The organism is Sphingobium sp. C100 (genome assembly GCF_000508185.1).
In the GTDB taxonomy this organism is placed as follows: domain Bacteria; phylum Pseudomonadota; class Alphaproteobacteria; order Sphingomonadales; family Sphingomonadaceae; genus Sphingobium.
The window spans coordinates 54,375-68,329 of sequence record NZ_AYOY01000068.1; the positions used below are offsets into that span (position 1 = coordinate 54,375).

Annotated in this window: 12 protein-coding genes, 1 tRNA gene and 1 pseudogene; 5 read left to right on the top strand and 9 right to left on the bottom strand. The window is 64.5% G+C overall.

Going from position 1 to position 13,955, the window contains the following annotated elements; genetic code table 11:
- Position 1 precedes the first annotated feature (1 nt).
- Positions 2-676 (bottom strand): RlmE family RNA methyltransferase, encoded by a 675-nt coding sequence (locus C100_RS30940; protein WP_024018918.1) that lies wholly within the window; start codon positions 674-676, stop codon positions 2-4.
- The gene (locus C100_RS30945; RefSeq protein ID WP_024018919.1) at positions 673-1,791 is read right to left on the bottom strand and encodes a Ppx/GppA phosphatase family protein; all 1,119 of its coding nucleotides are present in this window, start codon (positions 1,789-1,791) and stop codon (positions 673-675) included. The genes C100_RS30940 and C100_RS30945 overlap by 4 nt, the downstream gene beginning before the upstream one ends.
- Positions 1,792-2,115: 324 nt before the next feature.
- Here C100_RS30945 and C100_RS30950 point away from each other — a divergent pair, with 324 nt between their 5' ends.
- Positions 2,116-5,463 carry an autotransporter domain-containing protein gene (locus tag C100_RS30950; protein WP_024018920.1) on the top strand — a complete coding sequence of 1,116 codons (3,348 nt, stop codon included), beginning with the start codon at positions 2,116-2,118 and terminating at the stop codon, positions 5,461-5,463.
- A gap of 81 nt (positions 5,464-5,544) precedes the next feature.
- On the opposite strand, the gene C100_RS30955 is transcribed toward C100_RS30950, so the two are convergent.
- The 4 genes from C100_RS30955 to yajC are packed head-to-tail and all read right to left on the bottom strand — an operon-like array spanning position 5,545 to position 8,881.
- Positions 5,545-5,886: an MTH938/NDUFAF3 family protein gene (locus C100_RS30955; protein WP_084625320.1), complete on the bottom strand. Its 342-nt coding sequence runs from the start codon at positions 5,884-5,886 to the stop codon at positions 5,545-5,547.
- Positions 5,887-5,933: 47 nt separating this feature from the next.
- Positions 5,934-6,920, bottom strand: coding sequence for a protein translocase subunit SecF (secF, locus tag C100_RS30960; RefSeq protein ID WP_024018922.1), 987 nt, complete (start codon positions 6,918-6,920; stop codon positions 5,934-5,936).
- 18 nt (positions 6,921-6,938) lie between these two features.
- Positions 6,939-8,537, bottom strand: a complete 1,599-nt coding sequence (gene secD / locus C100_RS30965; protein WP_024018923.1) for a protein translocase subunit SecD — start codon at positions 8,535-8,537, stop codon at positions 6,939-6,941.
- 8 nt (positions 8,538-8,545) lie between these two features.
- On the bottom strand, positions 8,546-8,881 hold the full coding sequence (gene yajC / locus C100_RS30970) for a preprotein translocase subunit YajC (RefSeq protein WP_024018924.1): 336 nt from the start codon (positions 8,879-8,881) through the stop codon (positions 8,546-8,548).
- 185 nt (positions 8,882-9,066) lie between these two features.
- Between yajC and C100_RS30975 the strand changes: the two genes are divergently transcribed.
- A tRNA-Pro gene (locus C100_RS30975) sits at positions 9,067-9,143 on the top strand.
- A 167-nt stretch (positions 9,144-9,310) separates the two neighbouring features.
- Here C100_RS30975 and C100_RS30980 read toward each other — a convergent pair.
- Positions 9,311-9,613 carry a polyhydroxyalkanoic acid system family protein gene (locus C100_RS30980; RefSeq protein ID WP_024018925.1) on the bottom strand — a complete coding sequence of 101 codons (303 nt, stop codon included), beginning with the start codon at positions 9,611-9,613 and terminating at the stop codon, positions 9,311-9,313.
- Positions 9,614-9,760: 147 nt separating this feature from the next.
- Between C100_RS30980 and C100_RS30985 the strand changes: the two genes are divergently transcribed.
- Together C100_RS30985 and C100_RS30990 are read left to right on the top strand one after the other, a co-directional pair.
- Entirely contained in the window at positions 9,761-10,300 is a 540-nt protein-coding gene (locus C100_RS30985; RefSeq protein WP_031308838.1) for a glycoside hydrolase family 108 protein, read from the top strand.
- A 12-nt stretch (positions 10,301-10,312) separates the two neighbouring features.
- The gene (locus C100_RS30990; protein WP_024018927.1) at positions 10,313-10,579 is read left to right on the top strand and encodes a 3TM-type holin; all 267 of its coding nucleotides are present in this window, start codon (positions 10,313-10,315) and stop codon (positions 10,577-10,579) included.
- 6 nt (positions 10,580-10,585) lie between these two features.
- Here the strand turns inward: C100_RS30990 and C100_RS30995 are convergent, their stop codons facing one another.
- Positions 10,586-11,464 (bottom strand): LysR family transcriptional regulator, encoded by an 879-nt coding sequence (locus C100_RS30995; RefSeq protein ID WP_024018928.1) that lies wholly within the window; start codon positions 11,462-11,464, stop codon positions 10,586-10,588.
- A gap of 112 nt (positions 11,465-11,576) precedes the next feature.
- Here C100_RS30995 and C100_RS31000 point away from each other — a divergent pair, with 112 nt between their 5' ends.
- Entirely contained in the window at positions 11,577-13,088 is a 1,512-nt protein-coding gene (locus tag C100_RS31000) for an acetyl-CoA hydrolase/transferase family protein (RefSeq protein ID WP_024018929.1), read from the top strand.
- A gap of 489 nt (positions 13,089-13,577) precedes the next feature.
- Here the strand turns inward: C100_RS31000 and C100_RS31005 are convergent.
- Positions 13,578-13,955, bottom strand: a pseudogene (locus tag C100_RS31005) (hypothetical protein); the annotation flags it as partial.

Consider the following 13,955-nt stretch of genomic DNA (forward strand, 5'->3'; position numbering starts at 1 on the left):
CTCAGGCCTGGTCTTCCGCCCGCCCCTTGAACCCCTGCGCCACGACATACCATTCGACGCTGCCCTTGCGGCTGGCCGGCGGCTTGGCGTGCTTGATCGTCGTGAAATGCTGCTTGAGCACCGCGAGCAGTTCAGCGTCGGTTCCCCCGGCAAAGACCTTTGCGACGAAGGTGCCGCCCTTGCGCAGATTTTCGACTGCGAACAGCGCAGCGGCCTCGACCAGCCCCATGGTGCGCAGATGATCGGTCTGGGCATGGCCGACCGTATTGGCCGCCATGTCGGAAATGACGAGGTCCGGCTCCTGCCCTAGCGCTTCGCGCAGCAGGTCGGGCGCCTTGTCGTCCATGAAGTCCATTTCGAACAGGGTGACGCCGGGAATCGGATCGACCGGCAGCAGGTCGATGCCGACCACCGCCGCCTTGGGGGCCATTTTGCGCACCACCTGCGCCCAGCCGCCCGGCGCGACGCCAAGGTCCACGACCGCCTTCGAGCCCTTCACGAAATGGAATTTCTCGTCCAGCTCGATCAGCTTGAAGGCGGCGCGGCTGCGCCATCCTTCCGCCTTCGCCTTGCGGACATAGGGGTCGTTCAGATGCCGCTCCAGCCAGCGAACCGACTGCGCCGTGCGCCCCTTGGCGGATTTGACCCGCACCTTGCCAGCGCCCGATCCCCTCACATCATCCCCCCGTCGCGGTCCATCAGGCCGCGCAATATGCCCTCGCGAATGCCACGGTCGGCGACGCCCAGCCGGAGCGCGGGCCAGATGTCGAGGATGGATTCGAGGATGGCGCACCCCGCCACCACCAGATCGGCGCGCTCGGTGCCGATGCAGGGCAGTTTCTGCCGCTCGGCCAGCGCCATGCCCGACAAACGGTCCGAAATGGCGCGCATCGCATCGCACGGGACGATCAGCCCGTCGATCGCCTGCCGATCATAGCGCGGCAGGTTGAGATGCAGGCTGGCGAGCGTCGTCACCGTGCCTGATGTGCCCAGCAGGCGCATACCCTCCGCATCGCGCGGCAGCCGACGGGCGAGCGGCGCGAAGGCATCGGCCACCCGCGCGCGCAACCGGTCATAGGCGGCCAGCCGCTCGGCCGGATCGCCATGATCGAACGGCTCGCTCTCCGTCAGGGACACGACACCCCAGGGCGCGCTTACCCAATCCACGATATGGGGGGCGCCGTCGCCATGGGCATCCACCAGAACCAGTTCGGTCGATCCGCCACCAATGTCGAAAATCAGGGCCGGCCCGTCGCCCGGTTCCAGCAGCGCATGGCACCCAAGCACCGCCAGACGCGCCTCTTCCTGCGCGCTGATGATGTCGAGCGCGATGCCCGTTTCCCGATAGACGCGCTGGATGAACTCGGCGCCGTTCGACGCGCGGCGACACGCCTCGGTCGCGACGGATCGGGCGAGCGTCACATGACGGCGGCGCAGCTTGTCGGCGCAAACCGAGAGGGCGGCGATAGCGCGGTCGATCGCGGCATCGCTGATTCGCCCGGTCGACGCCAGACCTTCGCCTAGCCGGACGATGCGGGAAAAAGCGTCGATGACGATGAAGCCATCGGCCGACGGCTTGGCGATCAACAATCGACAGTTATTGGTGCCAAGGTCGATCGCGGCATAGGATCGCCGCTCCCGTGCGCCATGGGGCGCGAAACCCCGCTGTTTCGACGGGGGAGGAATGGCCGCAGCCTTGCTCCCATTGCCTGAACCGGAGCGGGGCCGATTGCCCGCATAACCGCCGGTCAGGCCGGAACTCTGCGGCGATGGGCGGCCCTGCTGCACCATGCCGTAACTCGCTTCTGCTTATCGCCAGCCCCCTTGCGGGACCGGAACTTGCCCCCATGCTTAAGCAGATACAGCGGGATACGCAAGGCACGGCCGCAGCAATGTAACGGGAAGGAAATGATCGCGGAATTCAGCGAACTTGATAGATGGAAACGTGTTGACGTTGCCACCGACCAAGATTTCGCGGTCGCGCGATAAGGCGTTCGGCAGAAGGCAAGCGCTGACAGTGACCTTTTTACGACAGTTCGCAACTTTCTTTCTGTGTTCAATTGTGTTGCCTAATACAGTTGGTTAGCCTCCCCTCAGGTCTATGGGGAGTTTATCATGCACATTCGTAAGAATGGGGCGGAGTTGCTGGTGCGCGCCGGTCGTTCCAGCCTCCTTGCCTCCGTCGCCGCCGCTGCTCTGAGCATCGCGCCAGCAGCTCATGCCGTCGTTCCAAATGATGACAAGACGCCGTCGGACATCATCGACGGCAGCGACGTGAACGGCGTCGGCATCATGTATCGCGACGACGGCTTTGTCTGCACAGGCACGCTGATCAACCCGCGCACGGTGATCTTCGCCGCCCATTGCGTGAACGACCAGGCCTCCACCGACTATAGCACGGTCAATGGCGGCGTTCCGGTTGCCTTCGCTTTCCAGAATGACGCCCGGCCGGGCCTCATCAACTGGATTTCCAACAACTACCAGACGAACACGGCGCTCAGCGTCTACAATGTCAATCACATCGCCTATAATCCTGAGTCGCTTGATCCCCCGGCGCTGAGCTTCCTCTATGGCGACGTCGCCATGGCGACCCTCGACACGCCGGCGGCGGACGTGCCGACCTGGACGATGCTGTTTTCGGCGCTCCCCGCGCCCGACACGATCAGCGACACGACGGGCACCGGCTATCATGTCACGGTCACCGGCTATGGCCGCAGCGGCAGCGGGACCACCGGCAACAGCTACGGCATCGATTTCCGGCGCAAGACGGCCGAGAATTTCCTGGGTATGCTTGGCTCACTTGATGACGTCGACACCTTCCTGTTCGGTGGCGGTGGCGGCTACACGCAAAATCTCTACCAGACCGACTTTGATGACCCGGAGCGTGAAAATCCCTTCGACTTCAACGCATTCAAAGATGACGCCCTGCCCAATGAAGGCAATACGGCCGGCGGCGATTCGGGTGGCCCGCTGATCCTGGACCAGAGCTTCGACGAGAAGACGATCCTGGGCGTGCTGTCGGGCGGCAGCCGCTATTTCTTCGAACAGCCCGAAAGTTCCTATGGCGGCACGTCCTTCTACCAGCCGCTCTACCTGTTCTGGGACTGGATCGCGCAGAATAATCCCTATCGCTACGCCACGGCCAAAAGCGGCGACGGCAAGTGGAGCGACCCCGATCATTGGGTGACGGCGCTCGACCCCAATTACCGGATCATCGACAGCAATGGCGCGCTGGTGAACGGCGTTCCCTCCTCGCCCGGCGCCGGCGCGTTCGGCACGGACGATGCACAGAAGTTCGGCCAGCTTTGCTATCAGCCGACCGACGGTTCGGACAATATCTGCTATGATGTCGGCACCGACACGCTGATCGTGAATGGCGAGCCCGTGTCCGACAGCACCGAGGTCGCCGCCGCAACGGGCACCAAGGCCGTCACCAACAACAAGGGCAAGGTGGACTTCATCGAGCGCAGCCCCAATGGGACGAGCGCCGCGCTGACGGCCACCGTCGAACCCCAGGCGGAGGGAGACGGAGAGGTCGGCGCGACCGCCCTGCCCAACGCGACGCTGGCCAATGGTCTGCCGGGCGCGACCGGCTTCGTCCCCGACAATATCGACCCCGTCGCGTCGCAGGATATTGTCGGCCGCTATTATGACGTGACCCTGAGCGCGGCGGGCACCACGACGCTGGACATGGATGCCACTGTCGATCGCCTCACCATTTCGGGCATGGAAGCGGCGCTTGATGTCACCAGCGCGGGATCGCTCACCAGCCAGATGGATATTGCGCACCTGACGGGCGTGGTGAATGTCGATGGCATGGTCGAGAGCAAGGGTGACTATTTCCTGCTCGCCGGCCTGTTGTCGGGCGGCGGCACCGTCCGGGCGCCCTATCTGACCAACGTCATGGGCACCATCGCGCCCGGCGGCATTGGTTCGGTGGGCACGCTCTCGATCGAGGGCAACGCCATCCTCGCCTCGGGCAGCACGCTGCATGTCGATCTGGGCGCGAACGGCGCGTCCGACCTGCTGGCGGTCAAGACCACCGAAATGGGCGATGACGGCGTCGCATCGGTCGGCGGCGCAGTCGTCTTCGGCGCAACCGGCGGAACCCGGCTTCGATATGGCGACAGCTACACCTTCCTCACCGCAGAAGGCGGCGTAGAGGGCAGCTTCACCTCCCCGGCCCCCTTGTCGGCTATCCTCAAACCAGTGCTGAGCTACACCGACAATGCCGTCCGTATGCGGATCGATGCCGGTCTCTATGCCGATGTCGTCAACGGCGCGTCGGTCACCCAGACCAGCTTCGCCCAGCTGCTCGACCAGAACCGTTCGCTCTACGCCAACCACGCCAATCTCTATGGCGAGGCCGATCTGCTGAGCGTGGAAGCGATACAGGCCTCGTTCGAGGCAATGGCGCCGCGCACCGAGACGCTCAAGACATCGATGAGCGAAGTGCTGAACGACAATATGGCGCGCTTCTACCGCGACCGGCTGACGAAGCTGGACGGCGGGGCCATGGGCGGCACTCTCACCATGACCGGCCAGCCTCTGCAACTGGCGGCGGCGAGCCTCAACAATATGGATCTCGGCATGGATCAGGGGAGCGGCGACAGCGTAACCCGCGAAGGCGTGCTGCCCGACGACATGAGCGCGTTCCTGGCGGGTGGCTATATCGACGGCAAGGCGCAGCCGATGCGGTCGATCACGCCCATGGGCCGGGACAGGTTCGACGGCTGGTACATGGCGCTGGGCGTGGAAAAGGCGTTTGGGGACACGGGCGTCATCGGCCTTTCGGCCTCCTTCAGCGAGCTTAAGGGCAACACCGCCGCGAGCGACTGGGGCCGGGCGCGGCTATATCAGGGCACCGTCTATGGCGCTTTTGACCTGGGCGGGCTGAAGCTCGACGCGGTTGGCAGCGCGGGCACGCTCGCCACCCGTTCGCGCCGCGCCTTCGCTGTCGCCATGACGCCCTATACCCTTTATGGCAGCGACCAGGAGCTGGCGCTGTCGGGCGAGATCGGCCTCAGCAAGGCGCTGGGCGGCGATGCGTTCAGCATCGTGCCGCGCGCGGCGATCCGCGGCGCCTATATCAGTTCGGGCAACCTAGCCGAATATGGCGGCGACGCGGCGCTGGTCATCCAGCGTCGTGCGATCCAGAGCGCCCAGGGGCGTCTGGGCGCGACGGCGAAGGCCAATCGCGGTGGCTTCAAGCCCTATCTGACCGCCAATTATGTGCATGAATTCCGCGATCAGCCCGCCTTCCTCCAGGCGAACCTGATCGGCGGCACCGGACCTCTGGCGCCGTTCGCGCTAGGCGGACAGGACAAGAATTGGGCGGAGATCGGCGGCGGCCTGACGGTCACCACCGGCAATGTCGACATCAGCCTGTCGGCCGATACGACCGCCTGGCGCAGCGATGTCGAATATCAGAGCTACCGCGCGAGCCTGAAGTTCCGCTTCTGATCGCACCGCTCATCGAAAACGAAAAGGGCCACTCTCCTGCGAGAGCGGCCCTTTTTCTTGCGTGATGCAGCAACCCGCTTCCTAGAGCGGCAGCAGGGCCGCCACGATCCAGCGTTCCTCCGCGCGCAGCACGCCCCAGGCGCGAGCGGCCGCGCGGCTGTCCATCGCCTCGACGCCGATTCCGCGCGCTTCCAACGCGCGCACCATGGCGCGCGGCGGCTGGCGCAGACCCGTCCCGGTGCCCAGCAGCAGGAATTCGGGTGCAGGATCGAGATCGAGCAGATCGCCGAGCGCCGTCACCGTCAAAGCGTCCACTGCCGGCGCGTCGGACCAGGCCAGCGCCCTGGTCGGGTTCAGCAACAACCCGCCGGGAAAGACATCGTCACGTACCCGAAAGCCCCTGCCCTGGAAGCCGGTGACGATCGGTCCCTGCCCGCTGTCATCGCGGCGGATCTTGATGCCGGCGTCGGTCAGGGACGCGCTCCGTCGTCACGCGGCCCCACGCGTTCGGCCTGGGATGCGATGCCGCCCTTGCTTGCCTTCTTTTCCGCCGCCTGCGGGGTCAGGCCCAGCGAAATCAACAGCGAAGACGACACATAGATGGATGAATAGGTGCCGACCACCACGCCCAGCATCATCGCCGCCGTGAAGCCGCGCAGCACATGGCCGCCGAACAGCAGCAGCGACCCCAGCGCGAGCAGGATGGTGAGCGACGTCATCACCGTGCGGGGCAGCGTTTCATTGACCGACAGGTCGATCAGCGCCTTCATGTCCATCTTGCGATATTTGCGCATATTTTCGCGGATGCGGTCGTCGATCACCATCTTGTCGTTGATCGAATAACCCACGATGGTCAGCACGGCCGCGACGATGTTGAGGTCGAACTCGAGCTGGGTGATCGCGAAAAAGCCCAGCGTGATCAGCACGTCATGCATGATCGAGATGAAGGTCGATACGCCGAACTGCCATTCGTAGCGGAACCAGGAAAAGATCGCGATGCCCACGATCGCCAGCAGCACCGCGAGCACGCCGTTGCGGATCAGTTCGCCCGACACCTTGCCCGACACCGTGTCGTAGCGGGAGAAGGTGACGCCGGGGAACTGCGCCTGCATGGCGTTGCGCGTCTTTTCGACCACGGCATTGGCCGCGCCGGCGCCACCCTGTTCGGGCAACGGCAGACGGATCTGCACCGTCTTGGGATCACCGAACTGCTGGAGCGAGCTTTCGCCCACATTCAGCCGCCCGATGGTGGCGCGCACCTTGTCGGTTTCGACATTTTGCGGGAATTTGGCCTCGATCATCAGGCCGCCGACGAAATCGACGCCCAGATTGAGGCCCTTATAGGCCGTCGCGCCGACGGCCAGCAGCGTCAGGATAGCGGTCAGCACAAACGCCCAGTGGCGGATCGCCACGAAGCCGATATTGGTGTTGTCGGGGACAAGCTTGAGCAGTTTCATGGTTTCTCTCCCGCCCCGTCAAATATGGATTTCGGTCGGGCGCTTGGTGCGCACCCAATGCGCGGCGAGGACGCGGGTGAAGGTCACCGCCGTAAACACGCTGGTCGCGATGCCGATCAGCAGCACGATGGCGAAGCCCTTGACCGGGCCGGAGCCGAGCGCGAGCATGATGCCGCCAGCGATGGCGTGAGTCACGTTCGCCTCGAAAATGGTGCGACTGGCTTCCTTATAGCCATGTTCAATCGCCTGCACCACGTTGCGCCCGCGCCGCCTTTCCTCGCGGATGCGCTCGTAGATCAGCACGTTGGCATCGACCGCCGTGCCGATGGTCAGCACGAAGCCGGCAATACCCGGCAGCGTCAGGGTCGCGCCCAAAATCCCCATCACGCCCAGGATCACCAGCACGTTGATGGCGACGGCGATATTGGCATAGACGCCGAAACGGCCATAGCTCACGAACATGAAGGCGGCGACCGCGACGACCGCGATGATCGAGGCGATGAGGCCCGCGCGGATCGAATCGGCGCCAAGGCCCGGTCCGACGGTGCGTTCCTCCACCACGGTCAGCGCCACCGGCAACTTGCCCGATCGCAGCGCGATGGCGAGCTGGTTGGCGCTTTCCACGGTGAAGCTGCCGCTGATCTGGGCGCTGCCGCCCAGGATCGGCTCGTTGATATTGGGGGCCGACAGCACCTGGTCGTCCAGGATGATGGCGAAGGGGCGGTTGACATTCTGCGACGTCACCTGGCCGAATTTGCGTCCACCCGAACTGTTGAAGCGGATGTTGACGATCGCCTGATTATTCTGGTCATAGCCCTGGGTGGCGTCGGTCAGATCCTCGCCCGACACCATCACCTGCCGCTTGACCGCAATATAGGGAATGCCGCTGGGATTGCCGGGATATTTCAGCACTTCGCTGCCCACCGGCGCGCGGCCCTGCGCCACTTCGGACGGATTGGCGGTCATGTCGACCAGTTTGAATTCCAGCTTGGCGGTCTGGCCCAGCAGATCCTTGAGCGCCTTGGGGTCTTGAAGCCCCGGCACCTGCACGACGATGCGGTTGTCGCCCTGCTGCTGGATCGTCGGCTCACGCGTGCCCATTTCGTCGATACGCTTGCGGATCACCTCAGTCGCGACTTCCATCGCGCTCTTGACCGCATTCTTGATGCCCGCGTCGGTCGGGGTGATGACGATGGTGGAGCTGTTCACAACCTCGACATTGAAATCGCGCTGGCCGGTCAGCCCTGCGCCCTGCGTCAGCGGACGGATGCGCTCGACGGCGGCGTCCACCTGACCGGGATCGCGCACCATGAAGCTCAGCTTCCCGTCGCGACTCGAAATATCGCCGATCGCGATCCGGGGATCGCCCCGGCGCAATTCGGTGCGGACCTGCTCCTCCATGTTGGTGAGGCGCTGCTTCGCCACATCCTGGGTCGATGCTTCGAGCAGCAAATGACTGCCGCCCGCAAGATCGAGGCCCAGGTTTACGCGTGTCTGCATGAAGCCGGGCAGCTTCGCGACGGTCGCGTCGGGCAGGAAGCTCGGCACGGCGCACAGGACGCCGAGCAGGAGCGGCAGGAGGATCGCGGCGACCGCCCAGCGCGAAAAGTTCAGCATGGAGGCGCTCAGTCGTTCGCGGGCTTGGCAGTCATCGGGTCGATGACGTCGGTCAGTGTCGACTTGACCGCCTTCACCTTCATGCCCGGCGCCAGTTCGATCTCGGCATAAACCTCGTCCACGCGCACGACCTTGCCCATCAGGCCGCCGCCGGTGACGACCTGGTCGCCCTTCTTCACGGCGTCGATCTTGGCTTTATGGGCCTTCATCTTCGTCTGCTGCGGACGGATGAGCAGAAAATAGAAGACGACGAAGATCAGGACCAGCGGCGCCATCTGCACCAGGATACCGGCGCCGGAGGCTTCTCCGCCCGTGGTCTGGGCAAGGGCTGGGGTAATGAACATGGGTGGGACTGCCTTATTTTCTGTCGGTCGCGGGCTGCCCAAAGGCACCCACGGATCAAGGGCGGGCGGCTAACACAGATGAGGGCGCAGAGGCAACCTGATATGGGATTCGGACAGGATGGCTCGCCCCGTGCGATTGAACCCTTGCATCCTGACGATCATGCTTCTATTGGGCGCCCTCCGGTCGGGACGTAGCGCAGCCTGGTAGCGCATCACACTGGGGGTGTGGGGGTCGGAGGTTCGAATCCTCTCGTCCCGACCAAAATACCAAGCATCAGACATCGCCTGTGCAGGCGGCAGAAGCAGCCCGGTTCCCGTGCGCGTGCTTGACGAAAATTCGCCCCCCGATTCGTCTAGCTCTCAGCGAAGATCCGGCGTCAGGCCCTCCCTCATTGGACATCCACCCGCCACGACCGCCGCGGATTGGGGTCAAACCGGCTTCGCCAGCACCTTCTGCACGCTGGTCTTCACAAATTCCGAGATCGGGCCGGACATCATCTTCATCAGCATCGGCACCGACACGGCGCCGCGCACCTGATCCTCCTGGATCGTCAGCACGACCGGAATGGTCTGCGCCATCGCGGTGATCGTCATGTCCAACCGATAGTCGGACGGCCAGGCCGCCGTTACGGTGCCGCCGCCGGGGATGCGCTGCTCCACCTTGGGCAGGCCGTGTTCGATCCGCCGCTTGGCTTCATCCTTGCCCAGGCTGTGCGGAATGTCGATGTCCATGCAATTCGCTCCGTCCATGATGATACCGCCGCCTCGCCTAGCGACATATGGAAGCGGGGAAAAGCGCTGCCATATGCAATTTGCCGCTGTCCTACAATGAACCATATAGGATAAATGATTCGCCTCTTTCACGCACAGGAGGCGCATATGGACATTCACGACCTGATCGACGAGGTCATCGCCCGAGAAGGCGGCTTTAGCGACCATCCCGCCGATCGCGGCGGCCCCACAAACATGGGCATCACCCAGGCCGTGGCGCGCGCGAACGGCTATGCCGGCGCGATGCAGGTGCTGCCCCGCAATGTCGCGGAAACCATCTATCGCAGGCTTTACTGGGAGCGGCCGGGCTATGCCTTCGTCGCGGAACTGAGCTGGCCGGTCGCTGCGGAGCTGTTCGATACCGCCATCAATATGGGCGTCGCCACGGCGACCGGCTTTCTCCAGCGGGCGCTCAACGCGCTCAACCGCAATCAGAAAGACTATCCCGACCTGAAACTCGACCGCCTGCTTGGCGCCCGCACGCTGGCGGCGCTCCGCGCCTTCCGCGCCTTGCGGGGCGACGCCGGCGATACGGTGCTGCTGAAGGCGATCGAAGCGTTGCAGGGCGAACGCTATATCGCGCTGGCTGAAGGCCGCCCGGCCAACGAAGCCTTTCTCTATGGCTGGCTTGCAAACCGGATTGGTTAAAGGAGACGGCAATTGAACCAGTCAGATGAGGAGCGCCCGGATCGTTGGGCGATGCGTGCGCGGCCCGCCTTCCTGTACGTCATATATGCGCTGTTGCTCTGGTCGGTGCCTATGGGCCTGATCGCGGGCGCGCGACCCGATGTGGCGGCGGCGATCACCGCCGGGATGCGGGCCTATCTGAACGCCCTGCCCGAACCGCTCTATGCGCTTTTTGGCACCGGCTATCTCGGCTACACCGCTGCCCGCGCCTGGGGCAAGGCAAAGGGGGTGGAGCGCTGAGCCGGATCACCCCTCCGACGGAAAATTCGCCTTCATGAAATCCAGCACCAGCCGCACGCGTGGCGGCAGACGGCGATGCGAGGGGTGAACCGCAAAGATGTCGAGCGGGGCGATGGTGCTGGCGGGGAGCACCGGCATCAGTCGCCCCGCCGCCAGGTCCATCGCCACCCGGATTGCGGGCAACAGCGCGATGCCCAGACCGCTCAGCGCCGCGCGATGCACCGCCTCGCTATTGTCGGACCGAAAGACGCCCGCCGCCAGCCGCTCCCGCCCGTCGATCGTCCAGCGCGCGCGCCTGTCGCCATAGGCATAGGCGATGCACTGATGGTCCGCCAGGTCGTCGGCTCTCACCGGCATCCCGTGACGCGCCAGATAATCGGGATGCGCCACCAGACGCCGGGCCAGACGCCCCAGCGGATGAATCACCAGGCTGTCGTCGCCCACCGGGCCGACCCGCAGCGCGAGGTCCAGCCGATCCTCCACCACGTCCCGCTGCCAGTCGGTCATGGCGCAGTCGATCTGGAGCCCCGGATGACGCGCCGTCAACTTTCCCAGTCGCTCGACATAATGAAGGCCGAGCGCCGTGGTCAGCCCGATTCGCACCAGCCCGCGGGGCTGATCCCTGGCAGCGCCGAAATCGGCCTCCGCAGCGTCCAGCGCATCCAGCATCGCGCGGGCATGGACCAGCAGCCGGTCGGCCTCCCCGGTCGGCACCAGCCGCCGCGTCGTGCGATGAAACAGCGGCACGCCGAAATGCGCCTCCACCTGGTCCAGCCGCCGCGCTATGGTCGTGTGGCTGGCGTGCATTTCCTGCGCCACGCGCGAGAAATTGGGCATTTCGTGAAGACGGATGAATGTCCGCATCGCGAGCAACAGGTCAGACATTTGCACATATCTCACACAATCATTGTGCGGGAATTCTCTATTGTCTCGCCGACCGAAAAGCCAGAACGCAAAGATGTATCGCGGCCCGATTGACCGCAGAATGGAGAGGATAATGACCGATCGCATCGCCCATGGCGGCTTCGCGCCGAAACGCCGGACAGCGCAAGACGCCGCCGCACTGATCCAGCATGGCATGACCGTCGGGATGAGCGGCTTCACCGGATCGGGCTATCCCAAGGCCGTCCCGCTGGCGCTGGCCGAGCGCATGACCGCCGCGCATCAGGCGGGCGACCCTTTCCGCGTGAAGATCTGGACCGGCGCCTCCACCGGCCCGGAACTGGACGGCGCACTGGCCAAGGCTGACGGCGTCGAATTCCGCCTGCCCTATAATAGCGACCCCATCGCCCGCGAACGCATCAACCGCGGCGAGATGAACTATTTCGACATGCATCTGAGCCAGGTCGCGCCGATGGCGTGGCAGGGCTTCCTGGGCGATCTCGACATCGCGGTGATCGAAGTGACGGGCATCACCGCCGATGGCGACCTCATCCCATCCGCCTCGGTCGGCAACAACAAGACCTGGATCGATCGCGCCAAGGGTGTGATATTGGAAGTCAATCGCTGGCAGAACCCGGCGCTGGAGGGGATGCACGACATCTACTACGGCACCGCGCTGCCGCCGCATCGCGTCCCCATCCCGCTGGTCCGCGCCGACCAGCGCATCGGCCAGCCAACCTTCCGCTGCGATCCCGCCAAGGTGATCGCGGTGGTCGAAACCGACGCGCCCGACCGCAACGCCCCCTTCTCGCCACCAGATGCCGCAGCCCACGCGATCGCCGGCCATCTGCTCGACTTTCTGGGCCATGAAGTGCGCAAGGGCCGTCTGCCCGCTTCCCTGCTGCCATTGCAGTCGGGTGTCGGCAACATCGCCAACGCCGTGCTCACCGGCCTGATCGATGCGCCATTCGACAATATGGTCGCCTATACCGAGGTGATCCAGGACGGGATGCTGGACCTGCTGGAAACAGGCAAGCTGCGCATGGCGAGCGCCACCGCTTTTTCGCTGTCGCCCGAGGCGGCCGCACGGCTCAATGCCGACATGGGCCGCTTCCGCGACAAGATGATCCTGCGCCCGCAGGAAATCAGCAACCATCCCGAACTGATCCGGCGCCTTGGCTGCATCGCGATGAACGGCCTGATCGAGGCCGACATTTACGGCAACGTCAACAGCACACATTTGATGGGGTCGCGCATCCAGAACGGCATCGGCGGATCGGGCGACTTTGCCCGCAACGCCTATCTGTCGGTGTTCATGACGCCTTCGACCGCGAAGGGCGGCGCGATTTCCGCGATCGTGCCGCATTGCAGCCATGTCGACCATATCAACCAGGATGTGCAGGTGATCGTCACCGAACAAGGACTGGCCGACCTGCGCGGCCTGGCCCCGCGCCAGCGCGCCGAGGTCATCATCGCAAATTGCGCGCATCCCGATTTCCGGCCGATGCTGGCGGACTATTATGCGCGGGCGCTGAAGGGCAGTTTCGGCCTGCAATCGCCGATGCTGCCGGGCGAGGCGCTGGCCTGGCACCAGCGTTACATCGAGACCGGCACGATGCGGGGATAGGGGCCGGCCGGCGGTGGGATCCGCCGCTCCGCGACCGTATCTGCCCGGCGGGCCTGCGAGCGCACAGGCGGGCCTGCCGCCTTCCTCTTCTGCGGCAGGCATGAGAGGGGCCGCCGGGACCAGCCCGACGGCCCATCATTGACATGGTCAGCGGCCAGAAGCGCCGCCCAAGGGAAATGATGATCGCGCTATGTCGAGGGGAAAGAGCGGGCCTGTATATCGGCTACCGAAGGTTCAAATCCCCGCGAAATCGACGCTAAGGCGTCGCTCAGCGGCGCATTTCCCGAATGGACTTGACCGACCCCATTGCTGAACCATGAGACATCGGATCACCTCCTTTCGCTATATTGAGCCCGTATGGCCGCTGTTGGATCAAATCTTCACCCGGCCACGAAGCGAAATGTGAATCAGACGGATGCGATGATCAAGCCTTGTATTATTCTTTTTTGGAATCATACTTGTCCGTCCGCGCCGCCCGGTGCGATGCCGCTAGGCGCGGCAATCCTCCACCACACGCGCGATTTCCGCCCAGACCGGCAGGACGAGCGGCGCAAGCCCCGGAACCTCCACACCTATCTTGCCACGGCTATAGGCAATCTGGTCCAGCACCGCGTCGCTGGCCGCGCGCATGGCGATGACATGCGGCTGGGCGCCGGGCTGCGATGTTGCGGGCCAGTTGACCGCGCCATAGCTGGTCCGAATCACCATCGCGCCTTGCCCCGCCCCGGCGCGGATGATGCTGATCCGACGGCTCGCACGGTCGCAGCGCAATGTGACAAGCGGCTGGGCCGACGGGCCGAACAGCGCCGCACTGCCATTGGCGTCGGGGCGATAGGTCCAGTTGCCCGGCGTGAGCGCGCGATCTTC

Coding starts and splice junctions, on each gene's coding strand:
- C100_RS30945 (WP_024018919.1), bottom strand. CDS start 1,791: ATGGTGCAGCAGGGCCGCCCATCGCCGCAGAGTTCCGGCCTGACCGGC.
- C100_RS30950 (WP_024018920.1), top strand. CDS start 2,116: ATGCACATTCGTAAGAATGGGGCGGAGTTGCTGGTGCGCGCCGGTCGT.
- secF (WP_024018922.1), bottom strand. CDS start 6,920: ATGAAACTGCTCAAGCTTGTCCCCGACAACACCAATATCGGCTTCGTG.
- secD (WP_024018923.1), bottom strand. CDS start 8,537: ATGCTGAACTTTTCGCGCTGGGCGGTCGCCGCGATCCTCCTGCCGCTC.
- yajC (WP_024018924.1), bottom strand. CDS start 8,881: ATGTTCATTACCCCAGCCCTTGCCCAGACCACGGGCGGAGAAGCCTCC.
- C100_RS30980 (WP_024018925.1), bottom strand. CDS start 9,613: ATGGACATCGACATTCCGCACAGCCTGGGCAAGGATGAAGCCAAGCGG.
- C100_RS30985 (WP_031308838.1), top strand. CDS start 9,761: ATGGACATTCACGACCTGATCGACGAGGTCATCGCCCGAGAAGGCGGC.
- C100_RS30995 (WP_024018928.1), bottom strand. CDS start 11,464: ATGTCTGACCTGTTGCTCGCGATGCGGACATTCATCCGTCTTCACGAA.
- C100_RS31000 (WP_024018929.1), top strand. CDS start 11,577: ATGACCGATCGCATCGCCCATGGCGGCTTCGCGCCGAAACGCCGGACA.